Below are 23,351 nucleotides of genomic sequence, written 5' to 3'. Positions count from 1 at the left end.
GGTACCTGCCGTCCTGCTACAGGACCGGCAGGATCGCCGGCATCAGGTCCTGGAAGGTGCGGCCGTTGGCCGGGGAACCGATGGCGGTCATCGCCCAGCCCTGGCCCGCGCGGTGCACCTTCGCCATGATCTGGGCCGTGTAGGCGCCGCCACCGGCCAGCGTGTAGCGGGCGAGCTCCTGACCGTTGGTCTCGTCGACCAGGCGGCAGAACGCGTTCTGCACTTCCTGGAAGGTCTGGCCCGTGAAGGAGTTCACGGTGAAGACGATCTGGTCGATGTGGACCGGGACGCGCTGCAGGTCGACGAGGATCGCCTCGTCGTCACCGCCCTGGCCGACACCGCCGACGAGGTTGTCCCCGGTGTGGCGCACCGAGCCGTCGTCGCTCACGAGGTGGCGGAAGAAGACCACGTCGACCGGCTGCTTGTCCGCGAACAGGACGGCCGAGGCGTCCAGGTCGATCTCCCGGGTGCGCGAGCCGAACAGGCCGCGCCGGGGAGCCGCCTGCCAGCCGAGACCCATGCGCACCGACGTCAGGTTGCCGCCGTCGCTCTTCTGCAGACTGATGGCCTGACCCTTGGTCATGTTGACGGTCACGCGCTGATCCCCTCTCGAACTGTCCCCTGTTGCCGCGGACCCGCGGTTGACCAGAACCCTACGCAGGGACACTGACAGCGCCCCACCCAGGTCCGCACTTTGTGTCGGTCTTGCAACACAGCGCGTGCCCGGGCGGGCCATCAGGCCAGACCGGCCTCCTTCATCTGACGCAGTTCCTTCTTCATCTCGGAGACCTCGTCCCGCAGCCGGGCCGCGATCTCGAACTGCAGGTCCGCGGCGGCCGCCCGCATACGGGTGGTGAGGTCCTCGATCTGTTCGGCGAGCTCCGCCGCGGGCCGGTCGGTCGGCACGGTTTCCTTGCTCTTGCCCTTGCCCTTGGCCGCTTTGGCACCGGCCGTCGCCTGGCCGCCGAGGGCGGGCACGGGGGCCTTGGCGCCCTTGCCGTCCTTCGACTGGCGGTAGCCCGAGCCGAGCAGCTGCTCGGTGTCGATGTCCTCGCGGGCGATCTGCGCGACGATGTCGTTGATCTTCTTGCGGAGCGGCTGAGGGTCGATGCCGTTCGCCTTGTTGAACGCGACCTGCTTCTCGCGGCGGCGGTTGGTCTCGTCGATCGCCCGCTCCATCGCCGGCGTGATCTTGTCGGCGTACATGTGGACCTGGCCCGAGACATTGCGCGCCGCGCGGCCGATGGTCTGGATCAGGGAGGTGCCGGAGCGCAGGAAGCCCTCCTTGTCGGCGTCGAGGATCGCCACCAGGGAGACCTCCGGCAGGTCGAGGCCCTCCCTCAGCAGGTTGATGCCGACCAGGACGTCGTACTCGCCGGCGCGCAGCTCACGCAGCAGTTCGACCCGGCGCAGCGTGTCGACGTCGCTGTGCAGGTAGCGGACCTGGATGCCGAGTTCCAGGAAGTAGTCGGTGAGGTCCTCGGCCATCTTCTTGGTGAGCGTGGTCACCAGGACGCGCTCGTCCTTCTCGGTCCGCTTGCGGATCTCGTGCACCAGGTCGTCGATCTGGCCCTCGGTGGGCTTGACGACGACCTCCGGGTCGACGAGCCCGGTGGGGCGGATGATCTGCTCGACGGCGCCGTCCGAGCGGGAGAGCTCGTAGGTGCCCGGGGTCGCCGACAGGTACACGGTCTGTCCGATGCGTCCCTGGAACTCCTCCCACTTCAGTGGACGGTTGTCGAGGGCGGAGGGCAGCCGGAAGCCGTGGTCGACCAGGGTCCGCTTGCGGGAGGCGTCGCCCTCGTACATGGCGCCGATCTGCGGCACGGTGACGTGCGACTCGTCGATGACGAGCAGGAAGTCGTCCGGGAAGTAGTCCAGCAGGGTGTTCGGCGGGGAGCCGGGCAGGCGGCCGTCGAAGTGCATGGAGTAGTTCTCGACGCCGGAGCAGGAGCCGATCTGGCGGAGCATCTCCAGGTCGTACGTCGTGCGCATCCGCAGTCGCTGGGCCTCCAGCAGCTTGCCCTGCTTCTCCAGCTCGGACAGCCGCTCGCCCAGCTCCTTCTCGATGTCGTTGACCGCCCGCTCCAGGCGCTCGGGGCCGGCGACGTAGTGGGAGGCGGGGAAGACGTACAGCTGCTGGTCGTCGCTGATGATCTCGCCGGTGACCGGGTGAAGTGTGGAGAGTGCCTCGATCTCGTCACCGAACATCTCGATGCGGACCGCGAGCTCCTCGTAGACCGGGAAGATCTCGATGGTGTCGCCGCGCACCCGGAAGGTGCCGCGGGCGAAGGCCATGTCGTTGCGCGTGTACTGGATGTCCACGAAGCGGCGCAGCAGCTCGTCCCGGTCGTGCTCCTCGCCCACCCGGAGCGGGACCATGCGGTCCACGTACTCCTGCGGGGTGCCGAGGCCGTAGATGCAGGAGACGGAGGCGACCACGACGACGTCGCGGCGGGTGAGCAGCGAGTTGGTCGCCGAGTGGCGCAGGCGCTCCACCTCCTCGTTGATCGAGGAGTCCTTCTCGATGTAGGTGTCCGACTGCGGGACGTAGGCCTCGGGCTGGTAGTAGTCGTAGTACGAGACGAAGTACTCGACGGCGTTGTTCGGCAGCAGTTCGCGGAACTCGTTCGCCAGCTGGGCGGCCAGTGTCTTGTTCGGCGCCATCACGAGGGTGGGACGCTGGAGCTTTTCGATCATCCACGCGGTGGTGGCGGACTTGCCGGTGCCGGTCGCGCCGAGCAGCACGACGTCCTTCTCGCCTGCTTCGACACGCCGGGCGAGCTCGGCGATGGCCGCCGGCTGGTCGCCGTTCGGCTGGTAGGGGCTGACGACCTCGAAGGGCGCCACCGTGCGTTCGATCTGGGAAACGGGCCGCATGGGTTCCACCGTACGACCCCGCACTGACAACGGGTCCGGATCAGCGGTTCTGCGGGGTTCGGGAGCGCCGGACGCGAGGGCGGCGCGTGTGGTGGGCGGGGTGGTGCGGAGGGCGGCGGACCGTGCGCGGTGCCTCGGGGTGGGCTGGGACGCCCGGCTTCCGCTCGACGGGGGCTTCGGCGGCCCTCCCCATGATCATCAGCGGGTCGAACATCACCACGACGCCGGCGAGGAGGAGGAAGGCGAGGGGGCCGATCAGCATGGGGGCGAGCAGTTCCGCGGCCGAGCCCCCGGTGGAGGGATCGGCCGTGCCGTGGAGATGGACCTCGAGGGCGGCCATGCCCGTGTAGTGCATGCCGGTCACGGCCAGCCCCATGACCAGGCTGGCGCCGACGCTCCACAGGAATCCCCGGACCTGTCCGGCCGCCCACAGAGCGGCGGTGGCGGCGGCCATGGCTATGACGACGGACACGGCCACGGTGAACGTGTTGTACGTCAGCTGCCCGTCCAGGCGCATCCCGGCCATACCCAGGTAGTGCATCGACGCGATGCCCAGGCCGGTGATCGTGCCGCCGGTGAACAGGGCCGTTCCCCGCGCGCCCCGATAGCCGACGATGAAGATCCCGATGCCCACCATCACGATGGCGACGGCCAGGCTGGCGAAGGTCATCAGCCAGTCGTAGCGGATCGGCGTGTGTTCGATCGTGAAGCCCATCATGGCGATGAAGTGCATGGTCCAGATGCCGGAGCCGATCGCCGCCGAGCCGAGCGCGAGCCACGCCGGGCGCCAGGACCGGGTGACCCGCATGGACCTGGTGGTGCAGCGCAGACCGAGGGCACCGCCGAGGCAGGCCATGAGGTAGGCCACCAGCGGTGTGACGAGTCCGTAGCTGAATCCCTCGACCGTGCCTTGCATATGTGCGGCTGCCCTTCCGCCTTCTTACACCCCGGATACGTCCCGGAATTCCCTGATGTGCGCCCCCTCCCAGGACCGCGCGAACGGTCAGGGTCGAGGCAGAGAGTATGACTCCCACCGGAATGGTCGAACGATTCTCCGGCAAAGAATCACGGCCTTGACCCACTTGTGGCGCCCCGGTGAGCGGAGTTGAGCAACTCCATTCAGCCTGTGGCCATTCTGCACCCCTCTCCCGTTGACTCTCCGGTGTCACAGTGGTGCTGTCCGTGATCGCTCGACGCGAGGAGTACGCATGCACGCGCGCGCAGTTGCCGTCACGACCACCGCGTTCCTGGGAGTCGCCCTGCTCACTCCGCTCTCGCACGCCAGGACCGCCCAGAGCGGGGACGACGGTCCCTCGGTCGTCGCCCACCGGGGCGCCTCCGGGTATGCGCCGGAGAACACGCTGGCCGCCGTCGACAAGGCGGCCGAGATGGGCATCCGCTGGGTGGAGAACGACGTCCAGCGCACCAGGGACGGCGAGCTCGTCGTCCTCCACGACGACAACCTGCGGCGCACGACCGACGTGGAGGAGGTCTTCCCCGACCGCTCGCCCTGGAAGGTGAAGGACTTCACCGCGGCGGAGATCGCGCGCCTGGACGCGGGGAGCTGGTTCGGGTCCGAGTACGCGGGCGCGCGCGTGCCGACGCTGAAGCAGTACGTGGACCGCGTGGAGCACAACCACCAGAAGCTGCTGCTGGAGCTGAAGAACCCCCAGCTGTACCCGGGCATCGAGCAGCAGACCCTCAAGGTCCTCGCCAACGAGGGCTGGCTCGACCGGCGGCACGTGGCCGGCCGACTGGTCGTGCAGAGTTTCAGCGCGGACAGCGTCCGGACCGTCCACGATCTCAAGCCGGCCGTCAAGACCGGGTTCCTCGGCACGCCGCCGGTGTCGGACCTGCCCGAGTACGCGGAGTTCACCGACCAGATCAACCCCTCGTACGGTTCCCTCTCCATGAGCTACGTCTCCTCCGTGCACGCGTTCACGGGGCCGCACGGCAGGCCGATGGAGGTCCTCACCTGGACGGTCGACGACGCGGACATCGCCCGGCGGGTCGCCGGGTACGACGTCGACGGCATCATCACCAACAAGCCCGACGTGGTGCGGGACGCCGTCGGCGAGGATGAGGACTCGGCACGCCGGTGATCCAGTCCCGCCCGAGGCAGGGGCGGGCCGCGTCCGCCGCCGGCCCGGGCGTTGTCAGTGGTCGGCCGTACCGTTGGCGCATGGACAGCCATGGGCAGTACGAACAGCAGGTCGTGTGGACCGTCGTCGGCACCGACACCGGTCCGCTGCTGCTGGCCGCCACCCGCGACGGACTGGTCAACGTCGTGTTCCACGCCACCGACGCCGCGCGCGACCGGGCGCTCGAAAGGCTCGCGGCCCGGCTGGGCACGGAGCCCGTCGAGGCGCCCGGCTCGCCGCTGCTGTCCGAGGCGATACGGCAGGTGGAGGCGTACTTCGCGGGCCGGCGAAGTGACTTCGACCTGCCGCTGGACTGGTCGCTGATCTCGGGCTTCAACCGGGAGGTGCTGCGCGAACTCGCGTCCGGCGTCCCCTACGGCTCGGTCGTCGGCTACGGCGACCTCGCCGGCCGGGTCGGTCAGCCGGGCGCCGCCCAGGCGGTGGGCATGGCGATGGGGGCCAATCCGCTGCCGGTCGTCGTGCCGTGCCACCGGGTCGTCGAGAGCGACGGTGGCATCGGCGGGTTCGGGGGCGGCGTGGGCACCAAGCGGCAGTTGCTCGCGCTGGAGGGCGTGCTGCCCGAGCCGCTGTTCTGAGGGGTCGGCCGTCCGGGTGCGGTGCCTGGCGGGGCTACGCGTAGTACCTCGCCTTCTACTCGTAGTGCCGTGCCTCGATGATGTTGCCGTCCGGGTCGCCGAAGTAGAAGCTGCGCCGGGCCAGACCTCGGGCGCCGTAGGAGTCGTACGCCAGTTCCGAGACCGGCACGGCCCGCTCTTCGAGACGGGCGCGCAGTGCCTCGAAGTCCTGCGGTGGCAGCGACAGGCAGACGTGGTTGACGGGATGACCCGCACTGCCGTCGGCGCCGGGGACCATTCGCATGCGCTCCGCCAGGGAGCGCGGCGCCAGATCGAGGATGGTCTCGTCGTTGAGCCGCACGGAAGGGAAGCTCACAGTCCCCGCGGCGTACTCCGTGACCCGCAAGGGCTCCAGCCCCAGGGTCTTCTCGTAGAAATCGGCAGCGGCGACCGGGTCGCGCACCCAGAGGACGACATGGTCGAGACGTGTCGTGTTGTCCGTCATGGTTCCCAGGCTCGTGGTCTTCCCGGAGGGCCGCAAGACTCCGGCCGGGGCCCTTGAGGAGTTTGGCCCGGTCCCCCGCCCGCCAGAGATGAGGGAGAACCCGACGGACAGGAGGCAGGCGCGTGATGCTGATGGTGTCGGAAGAGGTACGGGCGGCGATCGACGCGCGTCACCCCGTGGTGGCGCTGGAGTCCACGATCATCGCGCACGGGCTGCCGCGCCCGCGCAATCTGCTGGTGGCGCGTGAGCTGGAGGAGACCGTACGGCAGGAGGGCGCCATACCGGCGACCATCGCCGTGCTGGACGGGCGGCCCCATGTCGGCCTGGACAAGGAGCAGCTGGAGCGGGTCGCGAACGAGGACGGCATCCGCAAGCTGGGCCACCGCGATCTGCCGCTCGCGCTGGCCGCCGGAGCGAGCGGGGCGACCACCGTCTCGGCGACCGCCCTGCTGGCGGCACTGGCGGGCGTCCGGGTGTTCGCCACCGGCGGGCTCGGCGGCGTGCACCGGGAGTGGACGGTGACGCAGGACGAGTCGGCCGACCTGGGCCTGCTGGCACGCACCCGCATCACGGTGGTGTGCGCGGGCGTGAAGTCCATCCTGGACGTGCCGGCGACCCTGCAGCGGCTGGAGACGCTGGGTGTCGCGGTGGCCGGTTACGGTACGGACCGCTTCCCCGGCTTCTACCTGTCCGACTCGGGGCATCCAGTGGACTGGACGCTGGACACCCCGGAAGAGGTGGCGACGGTCATGCGGGCGCAGGACGCGCTGGGCGGGCCGCAGTCCGCGCTCGTGGTCGCCCATCCCGTCCCGCAGGAGGAGCAACTCGATCCCGCGCTGCACGCGCGGGTGCTCGCCGACGCGCTGCACGCCTGCGAGGAGGAGGGGGTCAAGGGCCAGGCAGTCACGCCGTTCCTGCTCGACTACCTGGTACGGCACACCGACGGGGCCTCACTGAGCGCCAACCTGGCGGCGGTGCGCGGAAACGTGCGGCTGGCGGCACGCGTCGCGGCGGCCTGGGCCGGGGCATGACCACGGGGCCGGGCGGCGCCCTGCTGGTCGTCGGCGACGTCATCACGGACATCGTCGCCCGGCACCGGGGACCGCTGGCCTCCGGCACGGACACGGCCGCCTCGATCCGCCGACTGCCCGGCGGGGCGGGTGCCAACGTGGCCTGCTGGGCCGCGTACGGAGGGTGTCGGGACGTACGGCTGCTGGGGCGGGTCGGCACCGACGCGGCGGCCTGGCACGAGCGTGAGCTGGTGGCCCGTGGGGTGCGTCCTCTTCTGGTCGTCGACGAGGCGGCACCGACGGGAACGGTGATCTGCCTGGTTGACACGGGCGACTCGGCCGAGCGGACGTTCCTGACGGACAGCGGGGCGTCGCTGCGGCTCGGGCCCGGCGACTGGTCGGACACGCTGCTCGACGGCGTCGCCCGGCTGCACCTGTCGGGCTACCTCCTGTTCTCGAAGCCGAGCCGTGCCCTGGTGCCGGTCGCCCTGGCCGCGGCACACGCGCGCGGGGTGCCGGTCAGCCTGGACCCGGCGTCGGCCGGGTTCCTCACCGAGCTGGGCGTCGACCGTTTCCTGGACCTGGTCGAGGAGGTGGACGTGCTGCTGCCCAGCCGGGACGAGGCATGCCTGCTCACCGGGCTGCCCGACGCGGCGGACGCGGCGGCGAAGCTGAGCCGGCTTGTCCCGCTGGTGATCGCCAAGCAGGGCGCGGAGGGGGCCTTGGTGGCCCGGTCCGGCACCGTGTCCGCGCGTGTCCCCGCCGCCCCGGCGTCGCCACGGGACAGTACGGGCGCCGGTGACGCCTTCACCGGCGCGTTCCTGGCCGCACTGCTCGCGGGCGCGGGGCCCGAGGAGGCGACGGCTGCGGGATGCCGGGCCGGAGCGCGGGCGGTCGAACGGGTGGGCGGGAGGCCTCCACGGGCGACGGATTGACGGTCGGTCGGTATAGATAGGTGTGGGAGGGGACGCTGGTGGCGACGCGTGCCAGGAGTTCGCCGTGGTAGGTGGCGACGCGAGCGCGTGCGACACGAGGTACGAGGGCACGGGGCACGAGGCACGGGGCACGGGCGAAGCGATGGCCCGTCGGCAGCCCTCGCCCACGGACACCGCACCGGCCGACCGGGCCCGTGCCACGCCCTCCGTGGCTCCACGCGGCGAGGTGGTGCCCCGTCGTATGTCGGCCGGGGGCAGACCTCCCGGGCGGACCGGGGCCCACGCCCCTATGCCTTACGTCCCCACGCCGAGATCATCGGAGCCGTCGCGAGGTCCATGCCGCCGGACGCGACGTTCGCGAGGTGGCGGTCGATGTCCTCGTGGGTGGCCACCCCGGCGCCGACCAGCTGGTCGCGGACCTGACGGACCGTCGCGGATTCCAGGGCGGCGCACGCGGGTGAGGTGACCGGGAAGTAGGCATCCGCCTCCACGCGGCGCAGCCCTGCCTCTCGGAGCAGACGCGGGAGCCGGCGGCCGTAGGAGAGATCGGCGCCGCGACGGGTCAGCAGTTGGCGGAAGCCGTGCCGCAGCCGGTTCGCCAGCTGCTGCTCGGGACCGTGCTCGTCGGGACAGAGCAGGGGCTGCAGCGCGGGATCGGCGTCCTCGACCAGGAGGCGGCCGCCGGGACGCAGGGCTTTGACCATCGAGTGCAACGCCCTCTCTCGGTCCGGGACATGGACGAGCACGAGCCGGGCGTGTACCAGGTCGAACCCCTCCCCCGGCGGTTCCTCGACGCCCACGTCGTGCACGCGCACCTCGACCGGAGGCCGGCCCGCCGGAGCGACCCGCGAGGTGTCGATGTCGGTCGCGAGGACCCTGCCGGTCGGCCCCACCCTCTTGGCCAGCCAGGACACCACCGAGGTGCCTCCGGCCCCGACCTCCCAGCAGCGCCAGCCGGGTCCGACGCCGAGCGCCTGGAGGTGCCGGAACGTCGTGGGGTCGAAGAGGGTGGCGAAGGCCTCGAAGCGCTCCGCCGCCTCGGCCTGCCGGTTGTCGAGGAGGTATCCGTCGGTTCGCGTCATGCGGCGATCATCCCAGTTGTCCGGCTTGCCTGAAGCGGTCGACGCTCCGGCGCGGCGGCCCCTCGGGGGCGGCCGGGTCGATGTGCGTCCGCGTCCGAACGCGCTGTCCACAGCCGGGAACAAAGCGGAACGCTCTGTACCCACAGGCTCGTCCGCGGCTGACGCCGGCCTGGCAGACTGGCTCGCCAAGGCGCGGGAAGCACGGCGCGAGGGGACCCACGCGAGGAGACACGGATGACGATGGCAGGGAATCTACGGAAGGTCACGGGCCTGGGAGGGGTCGGCGGCCTCCGCAAGGTGGCCCGACTGGCCCGGCGGCGCCCGCGTGTGGACCTGAGCCACCCCGCCCGCTCCCCGCTGGGTTCCTCGGTGGTGAACTGCGTGACCTACCGGGACGGTGTCCGCACCCCCGAGGGCGGCGATCCGGTCGACGCGGTGAAGCGGATGCGGGGGCGCGGGGCCGGTTTCGTCTGGCTCGGCCTGCACGAGCCCACGGATCAGGAGTTCGCGGGTGTCGCGGACCTCTTCGACCTGCACCCGTTGGCGGTCGAGGACGCGATCGAGGCCCACCAGCGCCCCAAGGTGGAGCGGTACGGCGAGACGCTCTTCGCCGTGTTCAAGACGGTCTGCTACGTGGAGCACGAGGAGCTCACGGCCACGAGCGAGGTGGTGAGCACCGGCGAGATCATGGTGTTCGTCGGCCAGGACTTCGTGATCACCGTGCGGCACGGGCGGCACGGCTCGCTGGGACCGTTGCGGGAAGGGCTGGAGTCCGATCCCGCGCAGCTCGCCAAGGGGCCTTCCGCCGTGCTGCACGCGATCGCGGACCACGTGGTGGACGAGTTCCTGAGCGTCATCGACGCAGTCCAGGCGGACATCGACCATGTCGAGACGGAAGTGTTCGCGGAGCACGGCGCGCGGGTCGATCCGGGGCGGATCTATCAGCTCAAGCGTGAGCTACTGGAGCTGAGGCGGGCCGTGGTGCCGCTCGGCCGGCCGCTGGAGGAGCTGGCCACCCGGCCGATCCGAGTGGTCGAGCCGGAGATACAGGCCTATTTCCGCGACGTCTCCGACCATCTGTTGCGGGCCACGGAACAGATCGCGGCGTTCGACGAACTCCTCAACTCCATCCTCCAGGCGCACCTCGCCCGGGTGACGGTCGCGCAGAACGAGGACATGCGGAAGATCACCGCCTGGGCCGCGATCATCGCGGTGCCCACGATGGTCTGCGGGGTGTACGGCATGAACTTCGACCACATGCCCGAACTGCGCTGGCGGTACGGCTATGGCCTGGTCATAGGTGTGATAGCCGTCGCGTGCCTGGTGCTGCACCGGGGCTTCCGGCGCAACGGCTGGCTCTGACGACGGGCCGGCCACTCGGGCCGAGAAGCTCACGGTCTTCCGTGGCACGACCCTCCGCGTCAGCCGTTCCACGCGGGATGCCGTGGATCGTCGGCGCGCACGAGGACATCGGCGGTGCCGGAGGGGTCGGTCTCGTCCTCGTAGCGCTCGAAGGCGGGCAGGGTCCAGTGCTCGGCCTCGGGGGTGCGGCGGCGCAGCGCGCCGGGGCCGAGGACCAGATGGACGCTCAGATCGAGGGGGAACCAGTGGCGCAGCAGGAAGGGGCCGTGCAGCAGCAGAGCGCCGCCGGGTGGGAGGCGGACGTAGGAGCTGCGGGTGGCGCGGTCGGTGACCGGGTCCCACAGGTCGGGCAGAAGGCGCCCGTCGCCATCGGGCCCGAGGGGGTCGAAGACCTCGCGCCACAGAGCGCCGGTGTCGTGCCAGCCGTTGTAGTAGGACTCGACGTCCTGATGCCCGTATTCGAGGCGGAGAGAAGCGGGGCGCAGGAAGCCCTCCGTCCCGACGACGAGGGAGGGACGACCGCGCACACGCAGCGCCTCGGAGACCCGCTCCGCGAGGTCGCCGGGACGGGCTGCCGGGGCACCGTCGAAGGCGACGCGCGGCCAGGCGCTGCCGTCGGCGGGCTCGAGGTCGAGCAGGCGCTCGGCGAGCAGGTCGCCGAGCCTCTCCCAGGTGATCGCTTCCAGTCGCACCTGCCCATGATGCGTCAGACTCCGGTCCGGCCGCCTGGACGCTCGCGCATGCGCTCGCGCCGGTCGGGCATGGTCACCGTGCCCGTGCGGAGGTTGACTTGCGGTGATCGATGGCCGACGGTGCCGAGCGGGCATCGACGCGACGGGTGGGAGCTGACGCGACGTGATCGACGGACCGTACTTCGTGCTGACAGTGCTGGGTGTGCTCGGGACCGGTCTGACGGCCGACGCCTTCTGCGCGTTCTCGACCTTCGTCATGCGGGGGCTCGCGGCGCTGCCGCCCGCGCAGGGAGTCGCCGCGATGAACGCGATCAACACGGCAGCGGTGCGGCCGGCCTTCATGCTCGTGTTCCTGGGGACGGCGGTGCTGACCGCGGTGATCGCCGTGGTGACGTTCGTGCTGTGGCCGGACGGGGCCGCGGTGGAGCTGCTGCTGGGCAGCGGGCTGTTCCTGTTCGGGTCGTTCGGGGTGACCGCGGCCGCCAATGTGCCGCGCAACACCGCGCTGCTCCGGCTGGAGCCGGGCACTGCGGAGGCGGCCGGCCAGTGGCCCTCGTACGTGCGCGAGTGGACGGCGTGGAACCACGTGCGTACGGTCGCCTCGGCCACGGCGGCGGTGGCGTACGTGCTGGCCCTCGCCTGAGGGGGCGGGCACCGCCACCCCGCCTGAGAAGCGGGCACCGCCACTCCGCCTGAGGAGCGGGCGCCGCCGCCCCGCCTGAGAAGCGGGCACCGCCACCCCGTCTGAGAAGCGGGCACCGCCACCCCGCCTGAGGGGCGGGCGGGCCACGGCCGGGGCGTCGTGGCGAGGGGTCGTCCGGCGCTCTGCGTGCGGGGCGGGTGGGACGTATCGTGGGCCGCAAGAGCGCCGCCCTACGACGCACGGCCTGCCACCCGCACGCAAGGAAGACGGCCATGGCCGATCCCAAGGGTTTCCTGACCACGCCCCGCGAGGAGTGGCCCCGCAGGCCGGCCGAGGAGCGGGCCCGGGACTGGCAGGAGGTCTACGCCCCGGGGGCGCTGCTGCCGATCATCGGCGCCCAGGCCGACCGCTGCATGGACTGCGGCGTCCCCTTCTGCCACGAGGCCTGCCCGCTCGGCAACCTGATCCCGGAGTGGAACGACCTGGTCTCCCGGGCGGACTGGAGGGCGGCGAGCGAGCGGCTGCACGCCACGAACAACTTCCCTGAGTTCACCGGCCGGTTGTGCCCGGCACCGTGCGAGGCCGGGTGTGTGCTCGCCATCAACCAGCCGGCCGTCACTATCAAGAACGTCGAGTGCGCGATCGCCGACAAGGCATGGGAGGAGGGCTTCACCCCGCCGCGCCCGCCGGACCGGCTGTCCGGGCGGACGGTGGCGGTGGTCGGTTCGGGGCCCACCGGGCTCGCGGCGGCGCAGCAGCTGACCCGGGCCGGGCACACGGTCGCGGTCTACGAGCGGGACGACCGGATCGGGGGGCTGATGCGGTACGGCATCCCCGAGTTCAAGATGGAGAAGCGGCACCTGGAGCGGCGCATCGACCAGATGCGGGCCGAGGGGACGAAGTTCCGTACGTCGACGGCGGTCGGGCGGGACGTGGCCGCCGGCGAGCTGCGGGCCCGCTACGACGCGGTGGTGGTCGCCACCGGCGCGACCGCGTGGCGCGAACTGGCGGTGCCCGGCCGCGAGCTGGCCGGCGTCCATCAGGCGATGGAGTACCTGCCGCTGGCCAACCGGGTGTGCGAGGGCGACCTGGAGAGCTCCCCGCTGTCGGCAGCCGGCCTGCACGTCGTCATCGTCGGCGGTGGCGACACGGGCGCGGACTGTCTCGGTACCGCGGTGCGGGAGGGGGCCGCGTCCGTGACCCAGCTGGACATCTACGCGCAGCCCGGCGGGGAACGCGACGAGGAGGCGGAGCCCTGGCCGACGTATCCACGGTTGTACCGGCTGTCGGCCGCGCACGAGGAGGCACGTGACCTGCGGTCCGCTCCGGCGGCGGACGTCGACGCGCGGCTCTTCGCCGCGTCCACGCTCCGACTCACCGGTGACTCGGAGGGGCGTGTGCGTTCGCTGCACCTGGTCGGTGTGGACGCCGGGCGCCGTCCGCTGCCCGGCACCGAGCGGTCGCTCCGCGCGGACCTCGTCCTCCTGGCTCTGGGCTTCTCCGGACCGGACCGGGAGGACGGCCTCGTCGAGGGGCTGGGGCTGGTACTGGAGCCCCGTGGCACGATCGCCCGGGACCAGGGCTTCGCGACCAACGTCCCGGGTGTCTTCGCCGCCGGGGACGCGGCACGCGGGCAGTCGCTGATCGTGTGGGCGATCGCGGAGGGGCGGGCGGTGGCGGCGGCCGTCGACCGCCACCTGTCGGGCGGCAGCACACGGCTGCCCTCACCGGTCGGCCCGTACGACCGGCCGATGACGGCCTGAACCCACCCGCCGCCATCCCACCCGCGACCGGTCGGAGGCCGCTACCCGGCCCGCGTCCCGTTCGCCCAGCTCAAGTTTCTCCTCGCAATAGGTGATCAACTCAATGTCAAACAGCTTTAAAAACAACAATCAACAGGGCGCACGTCTCAGGACAGCAGGAAGTCCGCCTCTCCGGCCTTGGCTCCCTCGATGAAGGCCGTCATCTCGGCGGAGGTGTAGATCAGCGCGGGGCCGTCGGGGTCGGTGGACTGACGTACCGCGATCCGGCCGTCGGCAAGCTTCATCGCTTCCAGGCAGTTGCCCCCGTTGCCGCCGCTCCACGGCTTGTGCCAGCCCTCGCTGCCCAGCTCACGGGCGGGCATGCCGTTGTAGATCCGCTCGCTGCGGGTCCGTGGCGAGCGCTGGGGTTTGATGCGGTTCATTCACAGCTCCTTGCGGAGATCCCGGAGGATCTCCTTCGTGCGATGTGCCGTGGCGGCCTGCGCCGCCATGCGGTCCATGACCTCGAGGTGGGTCGCCACCTCGGCACGCGCGTCGAGGTAGACGGCGCCGGTCAGGTACTCGCTGTAGACCATGTCCGGCAGTTCCGGCATGGCGAATCGGAACAGCACGAAGGGCCCGTACGTGCCCGGGTGCGGTCCGTTGGAGAACGGGGCGACCTGCAGCGTCACATTGGGCAGCTTCGTGGCCTCGAGCAGCCTGTCGATCTGGGCACGCATCACCTCCGGGCCCCCGACGGGGCGGCGCAGCGCGGTCTCGTCCATGACGACCCACAGCCTGGGCGCGTCCTTACGGGTGAGCAGTTCCTGGCGTTGCATGCGCAGGTCGACGTGGCGTTCGATGTCGTCGGGCCGGGTCTGCCCGATGGCTCCCGAGCGGAGCACCCCGCGCGCGTAGTCCTCGGTCTGCAGCACTCCGGGGACGAAGTGGGGCTCGTAGGAGCGGATCAGGGCGGCCGCGCCCTCCAGGCTGACGTACATGGAGAACCAGCCCGGCAGGATGTCGTGGAAGCGCTGCCACCATCCGGGCTTGTTGGCGTCCTCGGCCAGCCGGACGAAGGCGTCGGCCTCGTCGTCGCCGATGCCGTAGGCCTTCAGCAGGAGCTGGAGGTACGGGATCTTGAAGGCGACCTCGGCCATCTCCATGCGGCGGACCGTGGCGGGGGCGACGCGCAGGATGCGGGCGGCTTCCTCGCGCTTGAGACCGGCGCGTTCCCGGAGGTCCAGCAGGCGCCGGCCGAGGACGACCTGGCCGACCGTCGGCGCGGACCGCGGCTCGCTCACCGCCCACCTCCTGAAGAGTCCCGAAGAGTCCCTGTGCCCTTGTGCCCTTGTGCGGACAGCCCGGCGGCGCCATTCGAAGACCCGTTCGAAAGCCTGGGCAGGCCTTCGGGGATCTGAAGTGGCGCCGCTCGACGTGCTGTTGCGAGCAGTGTGCCACGGCCGTCCAGACCGTCACACAGCACTCTGCATTTTTCAGAGTGACTCTTGCCAAGTGTTCACGGCGGGGCGATAGTGGCAAGCGTGATTCCGTCCGCGCCCTTAGGAACAGACGCCACCGCGGGCTCCCTGGGCCTCGGTGCCGCCATGGGAGCCGGCTCTTCGGGAGCCGCCGCCGCCGAGCGCCGGTTCCGTTTCGAGCTGGCCGCTCATCCGGGCTCTCCCTCACAGGCCAGACGCCTGACACGGGCCCGGCTGAGCGGCTGGTCGGTGTGCGAGGACACCTGCGACACCGCGGCCCTGGTCGTCTCCGAGCTGGTGACCAACGCGATCGTGCACACCGCGAGCAGACACATAGTGTGCGAGCTGCACGACGGCGCCGACCTGGTCCGCATAGCCGTGCGCGACGAGGGCTGCGCCCCCGGCCAGCCCCACCCCCCGGCCGATCAGCAGCCCGAGGACGAGCACGGCAGGGGACTGCTCCTCGTCGACGCCCTGTGCGACGCCTGGGGCGCCCACGAGCACGGCCCCGGACTGCTGGTCTGGGCCGAGCTCCCGCGCAAGGCCGACGGGCCGCGCGACCCGTCGGAGCCCCACAACGACCTGGGCTGGGGCGCCCGCCCGAAGCCCGGCCCCGCCGACGGCACGGGTGACGAGGGCGAGGCGGAGGGACGCCGTCCAGAGGCGCGCCGCGGAACGGGGACCGAATGGCTATGAGGGCAGCGACCGGCATCCGACCGCTCGGTCTGGACACCCTGGTCCGCCTGCAGCGCGGGCTGACCACCCACGGAGCGCCTTCCGTGACACCCCGGCGGCTGCCCGTGCCGGACGGCATGACGGCCCCGCTGGGCTGCGACGCCGTGACGGTGCCCGCCCGCTTCGGCCCCCTGGTGCTGCCCCGGCTGCCGCGCGTGGGGTGCGTCTACGCCGACGACGCGCACTGGTGGTGGATCGTTCCGTCCGACTCCGACTACGCACTGGAGTGGCCCGCGCCCGCGCGGTACGCCACGGGGGCGGTCGTCCCCGACACCCCGGGCCTGCCCGGTCTCATCCACCGCCCGGACGGCACGGTCCCCTACACCCCGCCCATCCCGCTCTACCTGGCACTGTGCCGACTGACGGACACGACGCCGACGTGGTCGCGGCCGGTGAGCGCATAGGCGCCGCCGCGCTCTCCCGTCCCTCTTCGCTCCCCCGGCTCCACCCCGCACGCCCCCTTCCGGCTTCCTCCGGCCGGGCGTGCGCCCGCGCGCTCCGGACTCCCCCGTCCACGCCCTGCCCGTAGGCGTCCCGCCCCCGCGATAGTGGCCGTCCGTCGACGATGGGGAGGCAGACGGTGCGCAGGAAGGGCGGCACGGAACCAGCCGGGGTGTCGGAGTCGGAGCGGCTGCTCTTCGGCGGTCCACTGCGCTACGACATGGGCTGGAACCAGCACGCCGACGCGTTTCTGGAGCTGGGTTTCCGGGCGATGCTGACACGGTTGCCGTCCCTGCTGTCGTCCAGCCTCCGGCTCGCCCGGCAGGCCGACCCGCAGGCCGCGCGGACCGTACTGGCGGCCGAGGTGGGCCGGGGTCTGGCACAGGCGGTCAGTCTGCTCGCGGTCAACAGCGTGCTGGCCGGACTGATGGCCGCCGGGCCCATCGAGGAACGCCTGCGCGGGGCGGTCCCGGCGCTGGTCACCGTAGCGGCGGTGATGCTGCTCGCGGCGCTGCTGCGGGCGGCCTCGACGTACGCCACCGGACGGCTGGAGCCCAAGGTGGAGCGGGTGGCCACCGAGCGGTATCTGGAGCGGGCGGCGGCCGTGGAGCTGTCCGCGATCGAGGACCACGCCTTCCACAAGCTCCTGGACACCGCCCAGTACGGCGCGGCCTCCGCGCGGCGCATGATCATGTACGGCACGCGCGTGGTGAACGCGATGATCTCGCTGATCGCGGCGGCCGGCGTCCTGACCGTGCTGCATCCGGCGCTGCTGCCGCTGCTGGTGACGATGACCCTGCCGAGCGCCTGGAGCGCGCTGACCCTCGCCCGCCGCCGGTACGAGTCGTTCCACGCCTGGGTGCAGCACGAACGCGCGGGGAGGCTGCTGGGCAGTCTGCTCATCGAACCGGCCGCGGCCCCGGAGATCCGGGTGCACGGCGTGGGCCCCTTCCTGCTGCGGCACTTCCGCGCGATGTCGGAGACCGCCGAGGCGGAGCAGGCCCGACTGGCCCGGCTGGCGGCCCGTACGGGGCTGATCGCGGCGGCGTGGACGGGGCTGGCCACGGCGGCGACGTACGCGACGCTCGGCGGGCTGCTGCTGGGCGGAGCGATGTCCCTGGCGGTGGCGGGTACGGCCGTGATCGCCATCCGCACCGGCTCGCAGAGCCTCGGCACCCTGGTCGTGGAGGTCAACGCGCTCCACGAGGAGGCCCTGTTCGTCGGCGACCTGGAACGGCTGCACGTGGAGGCGGCCGACCGGGCCATTCCGGTGGGCGGCGCCGCGCTGCCGGAGGACCCGAAGGAGATCCGGTTCGAGAACGTCACGTTCCGCTACCCGGGTGACGCCACCCGCCCGGCGCTCGACGACGTGACGCTCTCCCTGCCACTGGGCCGGATCGTGGCGCTCGTCGGCGAGAACGGCTCGGGCAAGACGACGCTGGTGAAACTGCTCGCCGGGCTGTACAGGCCGGACGGGGGCCGGATCACGTGGGACGGCGTCGACGCGGCGACGGCGGACCGGCACGCGCTCGCCGAACGCGTCGCGATGGTGGCGCAGGACTTCAAGCGGTGGCCGTTCACCGCGCGGGTAAACGTCGCGGTGGGCCGCTCCTCGGTACCGCTCGGCGACGACCGGGTGGCCGCTGCGGTCGCCGAGGCCGGGGCCGAGGAGGTGGTCGCGGACCTGCCGCGCGGCCTGGATACCCTGCTGGCCCGCAATTTCAGCGGTGGTCACGAGCTGTCCGGCGGCCAGTGGCAGCGGGTCGGGATCGCCCGCGCGGCGTACCGGCAGGGCCACATCCTCATCGTGGACGAGCCGACGGCGGCCCTGGACGCCCGGGCCGAGCTGGAGGTCTTCGAGAAGATCCGCGCCCTGGCCGGCAGCGGACAGACGGTCGTCCTGATCACCCACCGGCTGGCGTCCGTGCGCCACGCCGACCTGGTGCACGTCCTCGACCAGGGCCGGCTCGTGGAGTCCGGGACACCGGACGAGCTACTGGCCACCGGCGGCGTGTACGCGGAGCTCTACTCCCTGCAGGCGGAACAGTTCATCAGGGCGCCGGTACCCGCCCCGGAGGCGGGCTGACCTCCGGCCCGCGCGCTGACGTCAGGGCCGCGCCCGCCCGTCAGGCGGCCACGTCACCGGCGGCATCGCCGGCGCGGACGATGACCAGGAACATGTCCGTGGCGAGATCCATGACGACCTCGGCGGGCAGGCCCTCCAGACGCCGCGCGTTCGCGAACTCCTCCGCCGGCCAGGAACCACGCGGTCCGCCGGCGGGAAAGCGTTCGAGCACCGTTCGCCCGTTCACCCTGCACCTCCATGTAGCGCTGTACTCGTAGAGTTAAACGCCAACCATGGAGCGATCGCCTCGCGGAGTGATCATACTGAGACATAGTCGACACTCGTTCACCGCAAAGTGTGAGCGGCGTCTCAGCCGTTCGGCCCCCTTCGCTACGGTGCGTGTCAGCCCTCGTACTCAGGCCTCGTACTCGTCGTGGTACCGGATTCTCTCGCTTCCCGCAGGCGCACCGAGAGCCGACGCGCGTCCCTCGGGTTTCTCCCACTGCTCCTGCCTGCCGAGGGCGGTCAGGTCGAGCAGGCTGGTGGTCGAGCCGAGTCCGTCGAGGCCGCGTTCGTACGTCGAGTAGGTGTGGAAGACCCGGTCGCGGTCCCGCAGGAAGCAGCTGAGCCCGGGCCGCTCGACCAGCTCGCCCTCGTGTTCGAGGGTCACCTCGAAGTCGGTGTTGAAGTCGCTGACGTACGACGAGTACCAGGGCAGCGTCCAGCCCATCCGCGCCTTGAACGGAAGGATTCGCGGGTACGGCGCCCGGGACACGGCCGCGAACGACGTACCGCGCGCCCTGAGGTGCGCGAGGTGTCCGATCTGGTCCAGGAACGCCGAGCAGCTTCGGCAGCCGGCGTCCCACTCGGGCGCGAACATGAAGTGGTAGACGACGAGCTGGTCGCGTCCCTCGAAGAGGTCGAGCAGCGTGGCCTTGCCGTCGCCGCCCTCGAACACGTACTCCTTGTCGACCTCCACCATGGGCAGCCCGCGCCGCTCGGCGTTGAGCGCGTCACGCGCGCGTGTCGCCGCCTTCTCCTTGGCCAGTAAGGCGCCGCGCGCCGCGCGCCAGTCCGCGCGGGTGACGATCTCGGGCAACGACATGGGATCCAGCTCCTCCGGTGCGACACACGACGGTCCGTCGGTGGTGGTGACCGACGGGCGGAGCGGAACTCATCGCGGCTCGGCAAGATTCTTTTCGGAACCCCGCCGGAACCCCGCCGGAAGGCCGCCGGAAAGTCGCCGGTAGGCCGCTGACCTCGGTGTTCAGGTGTCGTACTCCTGGACGCGCCGGCCGTGACCGCGGTCGGTCAGGGCGGGCAGCCGCTCTCCGAGTTCCCGCACCACCGCGGGGACGTCGAGGGTCAGCAGCTCGCGGTTCCGCATGAGGACGCGCCCGTCGACGATCGTCGTGCGCACGTCCGAGGACCGCGCGCTGTGCACCAGGGTGGCGGCGAGGTCGTGCACGGGCTGGGTGTGCGGGCCGGTGAGGTCGACGAGGACGAGGTCGGCCCGTCTCCCCGGCGCGATGCGGCCGACGGTGTCGCCGAGCCCGACCGCGCGGGCGCTCTGCGGGCCGGCGTGGTGGAGGGCCTGACGGGAGGTCAGCCAGCGGGGATCGCTCTCGGTGGACTTCTGGATCAGGGAGGTGAGCGCCATCGTCTCCCACACGTCCAGGGAGTTGTTGGATGCGGCGCCGTCGGTGGCGAGCCCCACGGGGACGCCGATGTCGCGCAGGGCGCGCACGGGTGTGGTGGTGGGCCAGGCGAACTTGAGGTAGCCGCGGGGCGCGGTCGCCACGGCCGTACGGCCGCCCGCGCGCGCGAGCAGCGGCAGATCGGCCTCGACGATGCCGGTGCCGTGCGCGATGAGCACGTCGGTGTCGAGGATGCCGGTGCGTTCCAGGATCTCGATCGGAGTGGCGCCGTGCCGGGCGAGGCTGGTGTCGGTCTGGTCGCGGTTCTCGGCGGCGTGGAGGTGCACGGGCAGGCCGTGGTCACGGGCGAGTCCGGCGGTGGCGGCGAGGTCGGCGTCGGTCACGGTGTAGGGGGCGTGCGGGGCGAGTGCGGTGGTGATGCGTCCGCCGGCGGCGCCGCGGTGCCGCAGCGCGAACTCCAGTGATGCCTCCCGCCCTTCGGGCCCCTGCGAGGAGAAGTACGCCTGACCCAGCAGCGCCCGCATCCCGCAGTCGGCGACGACGGCGGCGACGGCGTCCATGGCGAAGTAGTGGTCCGCGAAACAGGTCACGCCCGCGCGGATCATCTCGGCGCAGGCGAGCCGGGCCCCCAGTTCCACGTCGCGGTCGGTGAGGTTGGACTCGACGGGCCAGACGACGTCGTTGAACCACTCCTCGGTGGGCAGATCCTCGGCGAGGCCCCGCAGGGCGACCATCGGCGCGTGCGTGTGGCAGTTGATCAGCCCGGGGAGGGCGACCTGGCCGCGTGCGTCGATACGGACGACGGCCGCGAGGCCTGCCACTGCGGCGGCGGTCGTCACGGAGTCGACGACTCCGTCCCGTACGACGACGGCCGCGTCCTCCTGGAAGCCGATCCGCTCCAGGTCGTCGTGCACGAGGACGGTGCAGCCGGTGATGACGAGATCGGCGGGCTTTTCGGGACCATGATGGCCCTTGTTGCTCTCACGGCTCTCACGGGAAGGCGTCATCACGCCAACCTACGGTGCCGTCCCACGCGCCCGCGCCGCTCCGCGAGTTCGTCCCGCAGTCCGGCGAGCCGGTCGGTGTGGCGGGGCGTGAGCCGGCCGGTGTCGTCGAGGTGCACGGCGCACGCGGTGGTGGTGTCGACGAGCCGCTCGAGGACGGCGGCGACCTCGTCCGCACCCTGCGAGTGCCGGGCGAGGGCGGGCAGTTCCGCGGCGGCGAGGGCGATCGCGGCGCGGGCCTCGGCGAGCGTGCGGTAGGCCTCGCGGCGCAGCGTCCACCGGGCTGCGCGGTCCCCGGACTCGCTCAGTACGTGGGCGAGGTAGGCGTGGGCCGCGGCGTCGGCGACGTCGATCCGGGCACGGACCCCGCCGCCCCGCTGTCCCGGCATCGGCAGATGCCCGACGACCAGGACGATCGCGCAGGCCAGCAGTGTCTCGCCGATGCGGCTGACGGAGGCCTGCGGTTCGCCGCCCACCATGACCAGCGCGAGGACGAGGACGGTGACGACGGTGGTCTGGGCGGCGAAGTGCCGCGCGGCGACCGGCACCAGGGCGCCGCAGACGGCGACGAGCGCGACGAGCCCTTCCGGCCGGGGCAGCACGGCGGCGAACCCGGCGAAGACGAGCGCCCCCAGGACGGTCCCGGCCGCCCGGCACAGCACCCGGGAGACGAGCGGGCCGAGGTCGGGCTTGACGAGGAAGACGGCGGTGGCGGGCAGCCAGTACCAGTGCTGGTGGGACCCGTACCAGTGGCCGTGGTGCAGTACCTGGGCGACGGCGGCACTGGCGCCGAAGCACAGACCGGCGCGCAGCCCGTACTCCCGTCCGCCCTGACCGAGGACGGTGCGGGCCAGGGAGACGAGCGACCGCCTGCGGGTGTGCAGGTCCCGGCCCCTGCCCCGGTCGAAGGCCTCCGCGGCCTGCAGCAGGGCGTCGTCCAGGGCGCGCAGGGCGGGTTCGGTGCGGGTGGGCGCGGGCAGCGGTCCGGCGTGGGTGCTGCCGCGGACGGCCGCGGCGAGCCTGCGGGGCCCCTCGGACGCTCGCGTGGGCACGGCCTGCTCGGCCCACGCGAGGGCGGTCGCGGCCTCGCCCAGAGGCAACGCGGCGGCGTACTGGGCACGCAGCCGCCGTTCGGCCGCGGACGCGGCGTAGCGCCGCAGCCGGGGTCCGGCGAGCGCGTCCTGCGCGTGATCGAGGGCGGCGGTGAGCGCGGCCCGGCGGGCGACGGCCTGCTCCGTGCCGACCGCGTCCAGGAGCGCGGCCACCGCGTCGTAGACGTCGGCTACGGCCGCCCGCTCCCCGTCGAAACGGAAGTCGAGTCGGAAGTCGAGGCGGAAGTCGAGGCGGAAGTCGAGGCGGAAGTCGAGGCGGAAGTCGCCGGTGAGGGAGCCGGGCGTGGGCAGGACCAGCCGCAGCGCGAGCAGCCATCCGGCGCCGGCGAGGAAGGCCAGCACGCTCTGCCACCCGGGGTCCGGCAACGGCATCCCGGCTCCCACGGCGCTGGTGACCAGCAGTTGCGTCCCGGCCCCGGACGCCACGGTCCCGGCGGCGCTGACCCCTCCGGCGACCAGTCCGAACCCGGTCAGCACCAGGGTCAGCGGAACGGCTCCGAGATGCTGCCCGGCGTACGTCCCGACGAGCAGCCCGACGGCCCCGGCGAGCGCCGGAACGCCGATGCGCCGCACGGAGGTACGACGGCTGCCCGGCCGGTCGTTGATGCCGGCCAGCATGGCGGCGATGGCGGCGACGACCCCCAGGGAGGCCCGGTCGGCGAGCACGGCGGCGAGCAGCAGCGGCCCGCCGGCCAGCGCGCCCCGGGTCACCGCGCTCCAGGGCACGGGCCCGCGCTGGGCTCTCAGGGCGTGGGTGATCCAGGGCGGCAGCGCGAGGCCGACTCGGTGTGCGGGACGGACGGTGCGGGACACGGGGCGCGGGGCTCCTGTCGTCTGGTCGAGGGCGGGGGTGAGCCTTCGGGCGACGGTGGCCGGGCTGTGTGGTGTGCGGTCCAGCCTACGGCCGGCTTTTGAGGGGCGGGAAACGGGCGGGTTTCGGCGGTGTGACGGTGAGCCGTGTCGCAAGGGCCGACGTGGCGGCTCCGCCGGTCGGCAAGCAAGCCGGGGCGTCCAAGCAGGGCTACCTCGACCTGCTCGCCCACCTGGATGACCCGGAAGGCACCCCGCCCCCGGACGGCTACCAAGCCCCCTTCTACAAGGCTGACCGGGAAGCAGAGATGCGAGCCGCGCACGCTCACTTCCAGGCCCGCCTGGACGCCGAGATCGCGGCCGGTCGCTGGTCGTCATCACGGCAGTGGGGCGGGGGGCAGAGAAGAGGGGGGAGGGGGATAGGGGGGTCTTTTTTTTCCCCGGTTTTCTTCGGAACGAAAAAGAAAAAAACCTCCCA

The 23,351-nt window shown here is 71.9% G+C and carries 23 protein-coding genes; 11 read left to right on the top strand and 12 right to left on the bottom strand.

Annotated features, from left to right (window positions below; all coding sequences use genetic code 11):
- Nucleotides 1–16: 16 nt before the first annotated feature.
- From ACFCZF_RS15215 to ACFCZF_RS15205, 3 genes are all read right to left on the bottom strand, one after another.
- Nucleotides 17–595 (bottom strand): TerD family protein, encoded by a 579-nt coding sequence (locus tag ACFCZF_RS15215; protein WP_375906224.1) that lies wholly within the window; start codon nt 593–595, stop codon nt 17–19.
- A gap of 140 nt (nt 596–735) precedes the next feature.
- Nucleotides 736–2,880 (bottom strand): excinuclease ABC subunit UvrB, encoded by a 2,145-nt coding sequence (uvrB, locus tag ACFCZF_RS15210; RefSeq protein WP_376672030.1) that lies wholly within the window; start codon nt 2,878–2,880, stop codon nt 736–738.
- 40 nt (nt 2,881–2,920) lie between these two features.
- Nucleotides 2,921–3,796, bottom strand: coding sequence for an MHYT domain-containing protein (locus ACFCZF_RS15205; protein WP_376672029.1), 876 nt, complete (start codon nt 3,794–3,796; stop codon nt 2,921–2,923).
- 292 nt (nt 3,797–4,088) lie between these two features.
- Here ACFCZF_RS15205 and ACFCZF_RS15200 point away from each other — a divergent pair, with 292 nt between their 5' ends.
- Both ACFCZF_RS15200 and ACFCZF_RS15195 read left to right on the top strand, forming a co-directional pair.
- Nucleotides 4,089–4,982 (top strand): glycerophosphodiester phosphodiesterase, encoded by an 894-nt coding sequence (locus ACFCZF_RS15200; protein ID WP_375906218.1) that lies wholly within the window; start codon nt 4,089–4,091, stop codon nt 4,980–4,982.
- A gap of 80 nt (nt 4,983–5,062) precedes the next feature.
- Nucleotides 5,063–5,617, top strand: a complete 555-nt coding sequence (locus ACFCZF_RS15195; protein WP_376672028.1) for a methylated-DNA--[protein]-cysteine S-methyltransferase — start codon at nt 5,063–5,065, stop codon at nt 5,615–5,617.
- 55 nt (nt 5,618–5,672) lie between these two features.
- On the opposite strand, the gene ACFCZF_RS15190 is transcribed toward ACFCZF_RS15195, so the two are convergent.
- Nucleotides 5,673–6,101 carry a VOC family protein gene (locus ACFCZF_RS15190; RefSeq protein WP_375906213.1) on the bottom strand — a complete coding sequence of 143 codons (429 nt, stop codon included), beginning with the start codon at nt 6,099–6,101 and terminating at the stop codon, nt 5,673–5,675.
- 122 nt (nt 6,102–6,223) lie between these two features.
- Here ACFCZF_RS15190 and ACFCZF_RS15185 point away from each other — a divergent pair, with 122 nt between their 5' ends.
- Entirely contained in the window at nt 6,224–7,132 is a 909-nt protein-coding gene (locus ACFCZF_RS15185; protein ID WP_376672027.1) for a pseudouridine-5'-phosphate glycosidase, read from the top strand.
- Nucleotides 7,129–8,046 carry a carbohydrate kinase family protein gene (locus tag ACFCZF_RS15180; RefSeq protein WP_376672026.1) on the top strand — a complete coding sequence of 306 codons (918 nt, stop codon included), beginning with the start codon at nt 7,129–7,131 and terminating at the stop codon, nt 8,044–8,046. The genes ACFCZF_RS15185 and ACFCZF_RS15180 overlap by 4 nt, the downstream gene beginning before the upstream one ends.
- A gap of 287 nt (nt 8,047–8,333) precedes the next feature.
- On the opposite strand, the gene ACFCZF_RS15175 is transcribed toward ACFCZF_RS15180, so the two are convergent.
- On the bottom strand, nt 8,334–9,128 hold the full coding sequence (locus ACFCZF_RS15175; protein WP_375906205.1) for a methyltransferase: 795 nt from the start codon (nt 9,126–9,128) through the stop codon (nt 8,334–8,336).
- A gap of 234 nt (nt 9,129–9,362) precedes the next feature.
- Here ACFCZF_RS15175 and ACFCZF_RS15170 point away from each other — a divergent pair, with 234 nt between their 5' ends.
- On the top strand, nt 9,363–10,490 hold the full coding sequence (locus ACFCZF_RS15170; RefSeq protein ID WP_376672025.1) for a magnesium and cobalt transport protein CorA: 1,128 nt from the start codon (nt 9,363–9,365) through the stop codon (nt 10,488–10,490).
- Between the two features lie 59 nt (nt 10,491–10,549).
- Here the strand turns inward: ACFCZF_RS15170 and ACFCZF_RS15165 are convergent, their stop codons facing one another.
- Nucleotides 10,550–11,182: a uridine kinase gene (locus ACFCZF_RS15165; protein WP_376672024.1), complete on the bottom strand. Its 633-nt coding sequence runs from the start codon at nt 11,180–11,182 to the stop codon at nt 10,550–10,552.
- Nucleotides 11,183–11,345: 163 nt separating this feature from the next.
- On the opposite strand from ACFCZF_RS15165, the gene ACFCZF_RS15160 reads away from it, so the two are divergent.
- Nucleotides 11,346–11,825 (top strand): DUF1772 domain-containing protein, encoded by a 480-nt coding sequence (locus tag ACFCZF_RS15160; RefSeq protein WP_376672023.1) that lies wholly within the window; start codon nt 11,346–11,348, stop codon nt 11,823–11,825.
- Nucleotides 11,826–12,097: 272 nt separating this feature from the next.
- A complete protein-coding gene (locus ACFCZF_RS15155) occupies nt 12,098–13,588 on the top strand; it encodes a glutamate synthase subunit beta (RefSeq protein ID WP_376672022.1) in 1,491 nt (496 codons plus the stop codon).
- Nucleotides 13,589–13,734: 146 nt separating this feature from the next.
- On the opposite strand, the gene ACFCZF_RS15150 is transcribed toward ACFCZF_RS15155, so the two are convergent.
- On the bottom strand, nt 13,735–14,010 hold the full coding sequence (locus ACFCZF_RS15150) for a DUF397 domain-containing protein (protein ID WP_310873900.1): 276 nt from the start codon (nt 14,008–14,010) through the stop codon (nt 13,735–13,737).
- On the bottom strand, nt 14,011–14,871 hold the full coding sequence (locus tag ACFCZF_RS15145) for a helix-turn-helix transcriptional regulator (protein ID WP_375906190.1): 861 nt from the start codon (nt 14,869–14,871) through the stop codon (nt 14,011–14,013). It abuts the gene before it with no gap.
- A gap of 231 nt (nt 14,872–15,102) precedes the next feature.
- Between ACFCZF_RS15145 and ACFCZF_RS15140 the strand changes: the two genes are divergently transcribed.
- The 3 genes from ACFCZF_RS15140 (at nt 15,103) to ACFCZF_RS15130 (ending at nt 18,310) form a co-directional block, all read left to right on the top strand.
- On the top strand, nt 15,103–15,744 hold the full coding sequence (locus ACFCZF_RS15140) for an ATP-binding protein (protein ID WP_376672021.1): 642 nt from the start codon (nt 15,103–15,105) through the stop codon (nt 15,742–15,744).
- A complete protein-coding gene (locus ACFCZF_RS15135; RefSeq protein WP_376672020.1) occupies nt 15,735–16,187 on the top strand; it encodes a hypothetical protein in 453 nt (150 codons plus the stop codon). Before ACFCZF_RS15140 ends, ACFCZF_RS15135 begins: the two co-directional genes overlap by 10 nt.
- 161 nt (nt 16,188–16,348) lie before the next feature.
- A complete protein-coding gene (locus tag ACFCZF_RS15130; RefSeq protein ID WP_376672019.1) occupies nt 16,349–18,310 on the top strand; it encodes an ABC transporter ATP-binding protein in 1,962 nt (653 codons plus the stop codon).
- Between the two features lie 40 nt (nt 18,311–18,350).
- Here ACFCZF_RS15130 and ACFCZF_RS15125 read toward each other — a convergent pair whose 3' ends face one another.
- From ACFCZF_RS15125 to ACFCZF_RS15110, 4 genes are all read right to left on the bottom strand, one after another.
- A complete protein-coding gene (locus ACFCZF_RS15125; protein WP_121746457.1) occupies nt 18,351–18,536 on the bottom strand; it encodes a hypothetical protein in 186 nt (61 codons plus the stop codon).
- 168 nt (nt 18,537–18,704) lie between these two features.
- Nucleotides 18,705–19,394 carry a DUF899 domain-containing protein gene (locus tag ACFCZF_RS15120; protein WP_376672018.1) on the bottom strand — a complete coding sequence of 230 codons (690 nt, stop codon included), beginning with the start codon at nt 19,392–19,394 and terminating at the stop codon, nt 18,705–18,707.
- A 162-nt stretch (nt 19,395–19,556) separates the two neighbouring features.
- Nucleotides 19,557–20,954: an amidohydrolase gene (locus ACFCZF_RS15115; RefSeq protein WP_376672017.1), complete on the bottom strand. Its 1,398-nt coding sequence runs from the start codon at nt 20,952–20,954 to the stop codon at nt 19,557–19,559.
- Complete coding sequence (locus ACFCZF_RS15110; RefSeq protein WP_376672016.1) at nt 20,954–22,876, bottom strand: FUSC family protein; 1,923 nt, start codon at nt 22,874–22,876, stop codon at nt 20,954–20,956. Before ACFCZF_RS15110 ends, ACFCZF_RS15115 begins: the two co-directional genes overlap by 1 nt.
- 137 nt (nt 22,877–23,013) lie before the next feature.
- Here ACFCZF_RS15110 and ACFCZF_RS15105 point away from each other — a divergent pair.
- Nucleotides 23,014–23,351: hypothetical protein (locus ACFCZF_RS15105; protein ID WP_376672015.1), on the top strand; the 338-nt coding region annotated here is incomplete at its 3' end.

It is taken from the genome of Streptomyces sp. NPDC056296 (genome assembly GCF_042268605.1).
In the GTDB taxonomy this organism is placed as follows: Bacteria; Actinomycetota; Actinomycetes; order Streptomycetales; family Streptomycetaceae; genus Streptomyces.
Note: the sequence above shows the minus strand (reverse complement) of the source record. Positions and strands in the feature narration are given on the sequence as shown.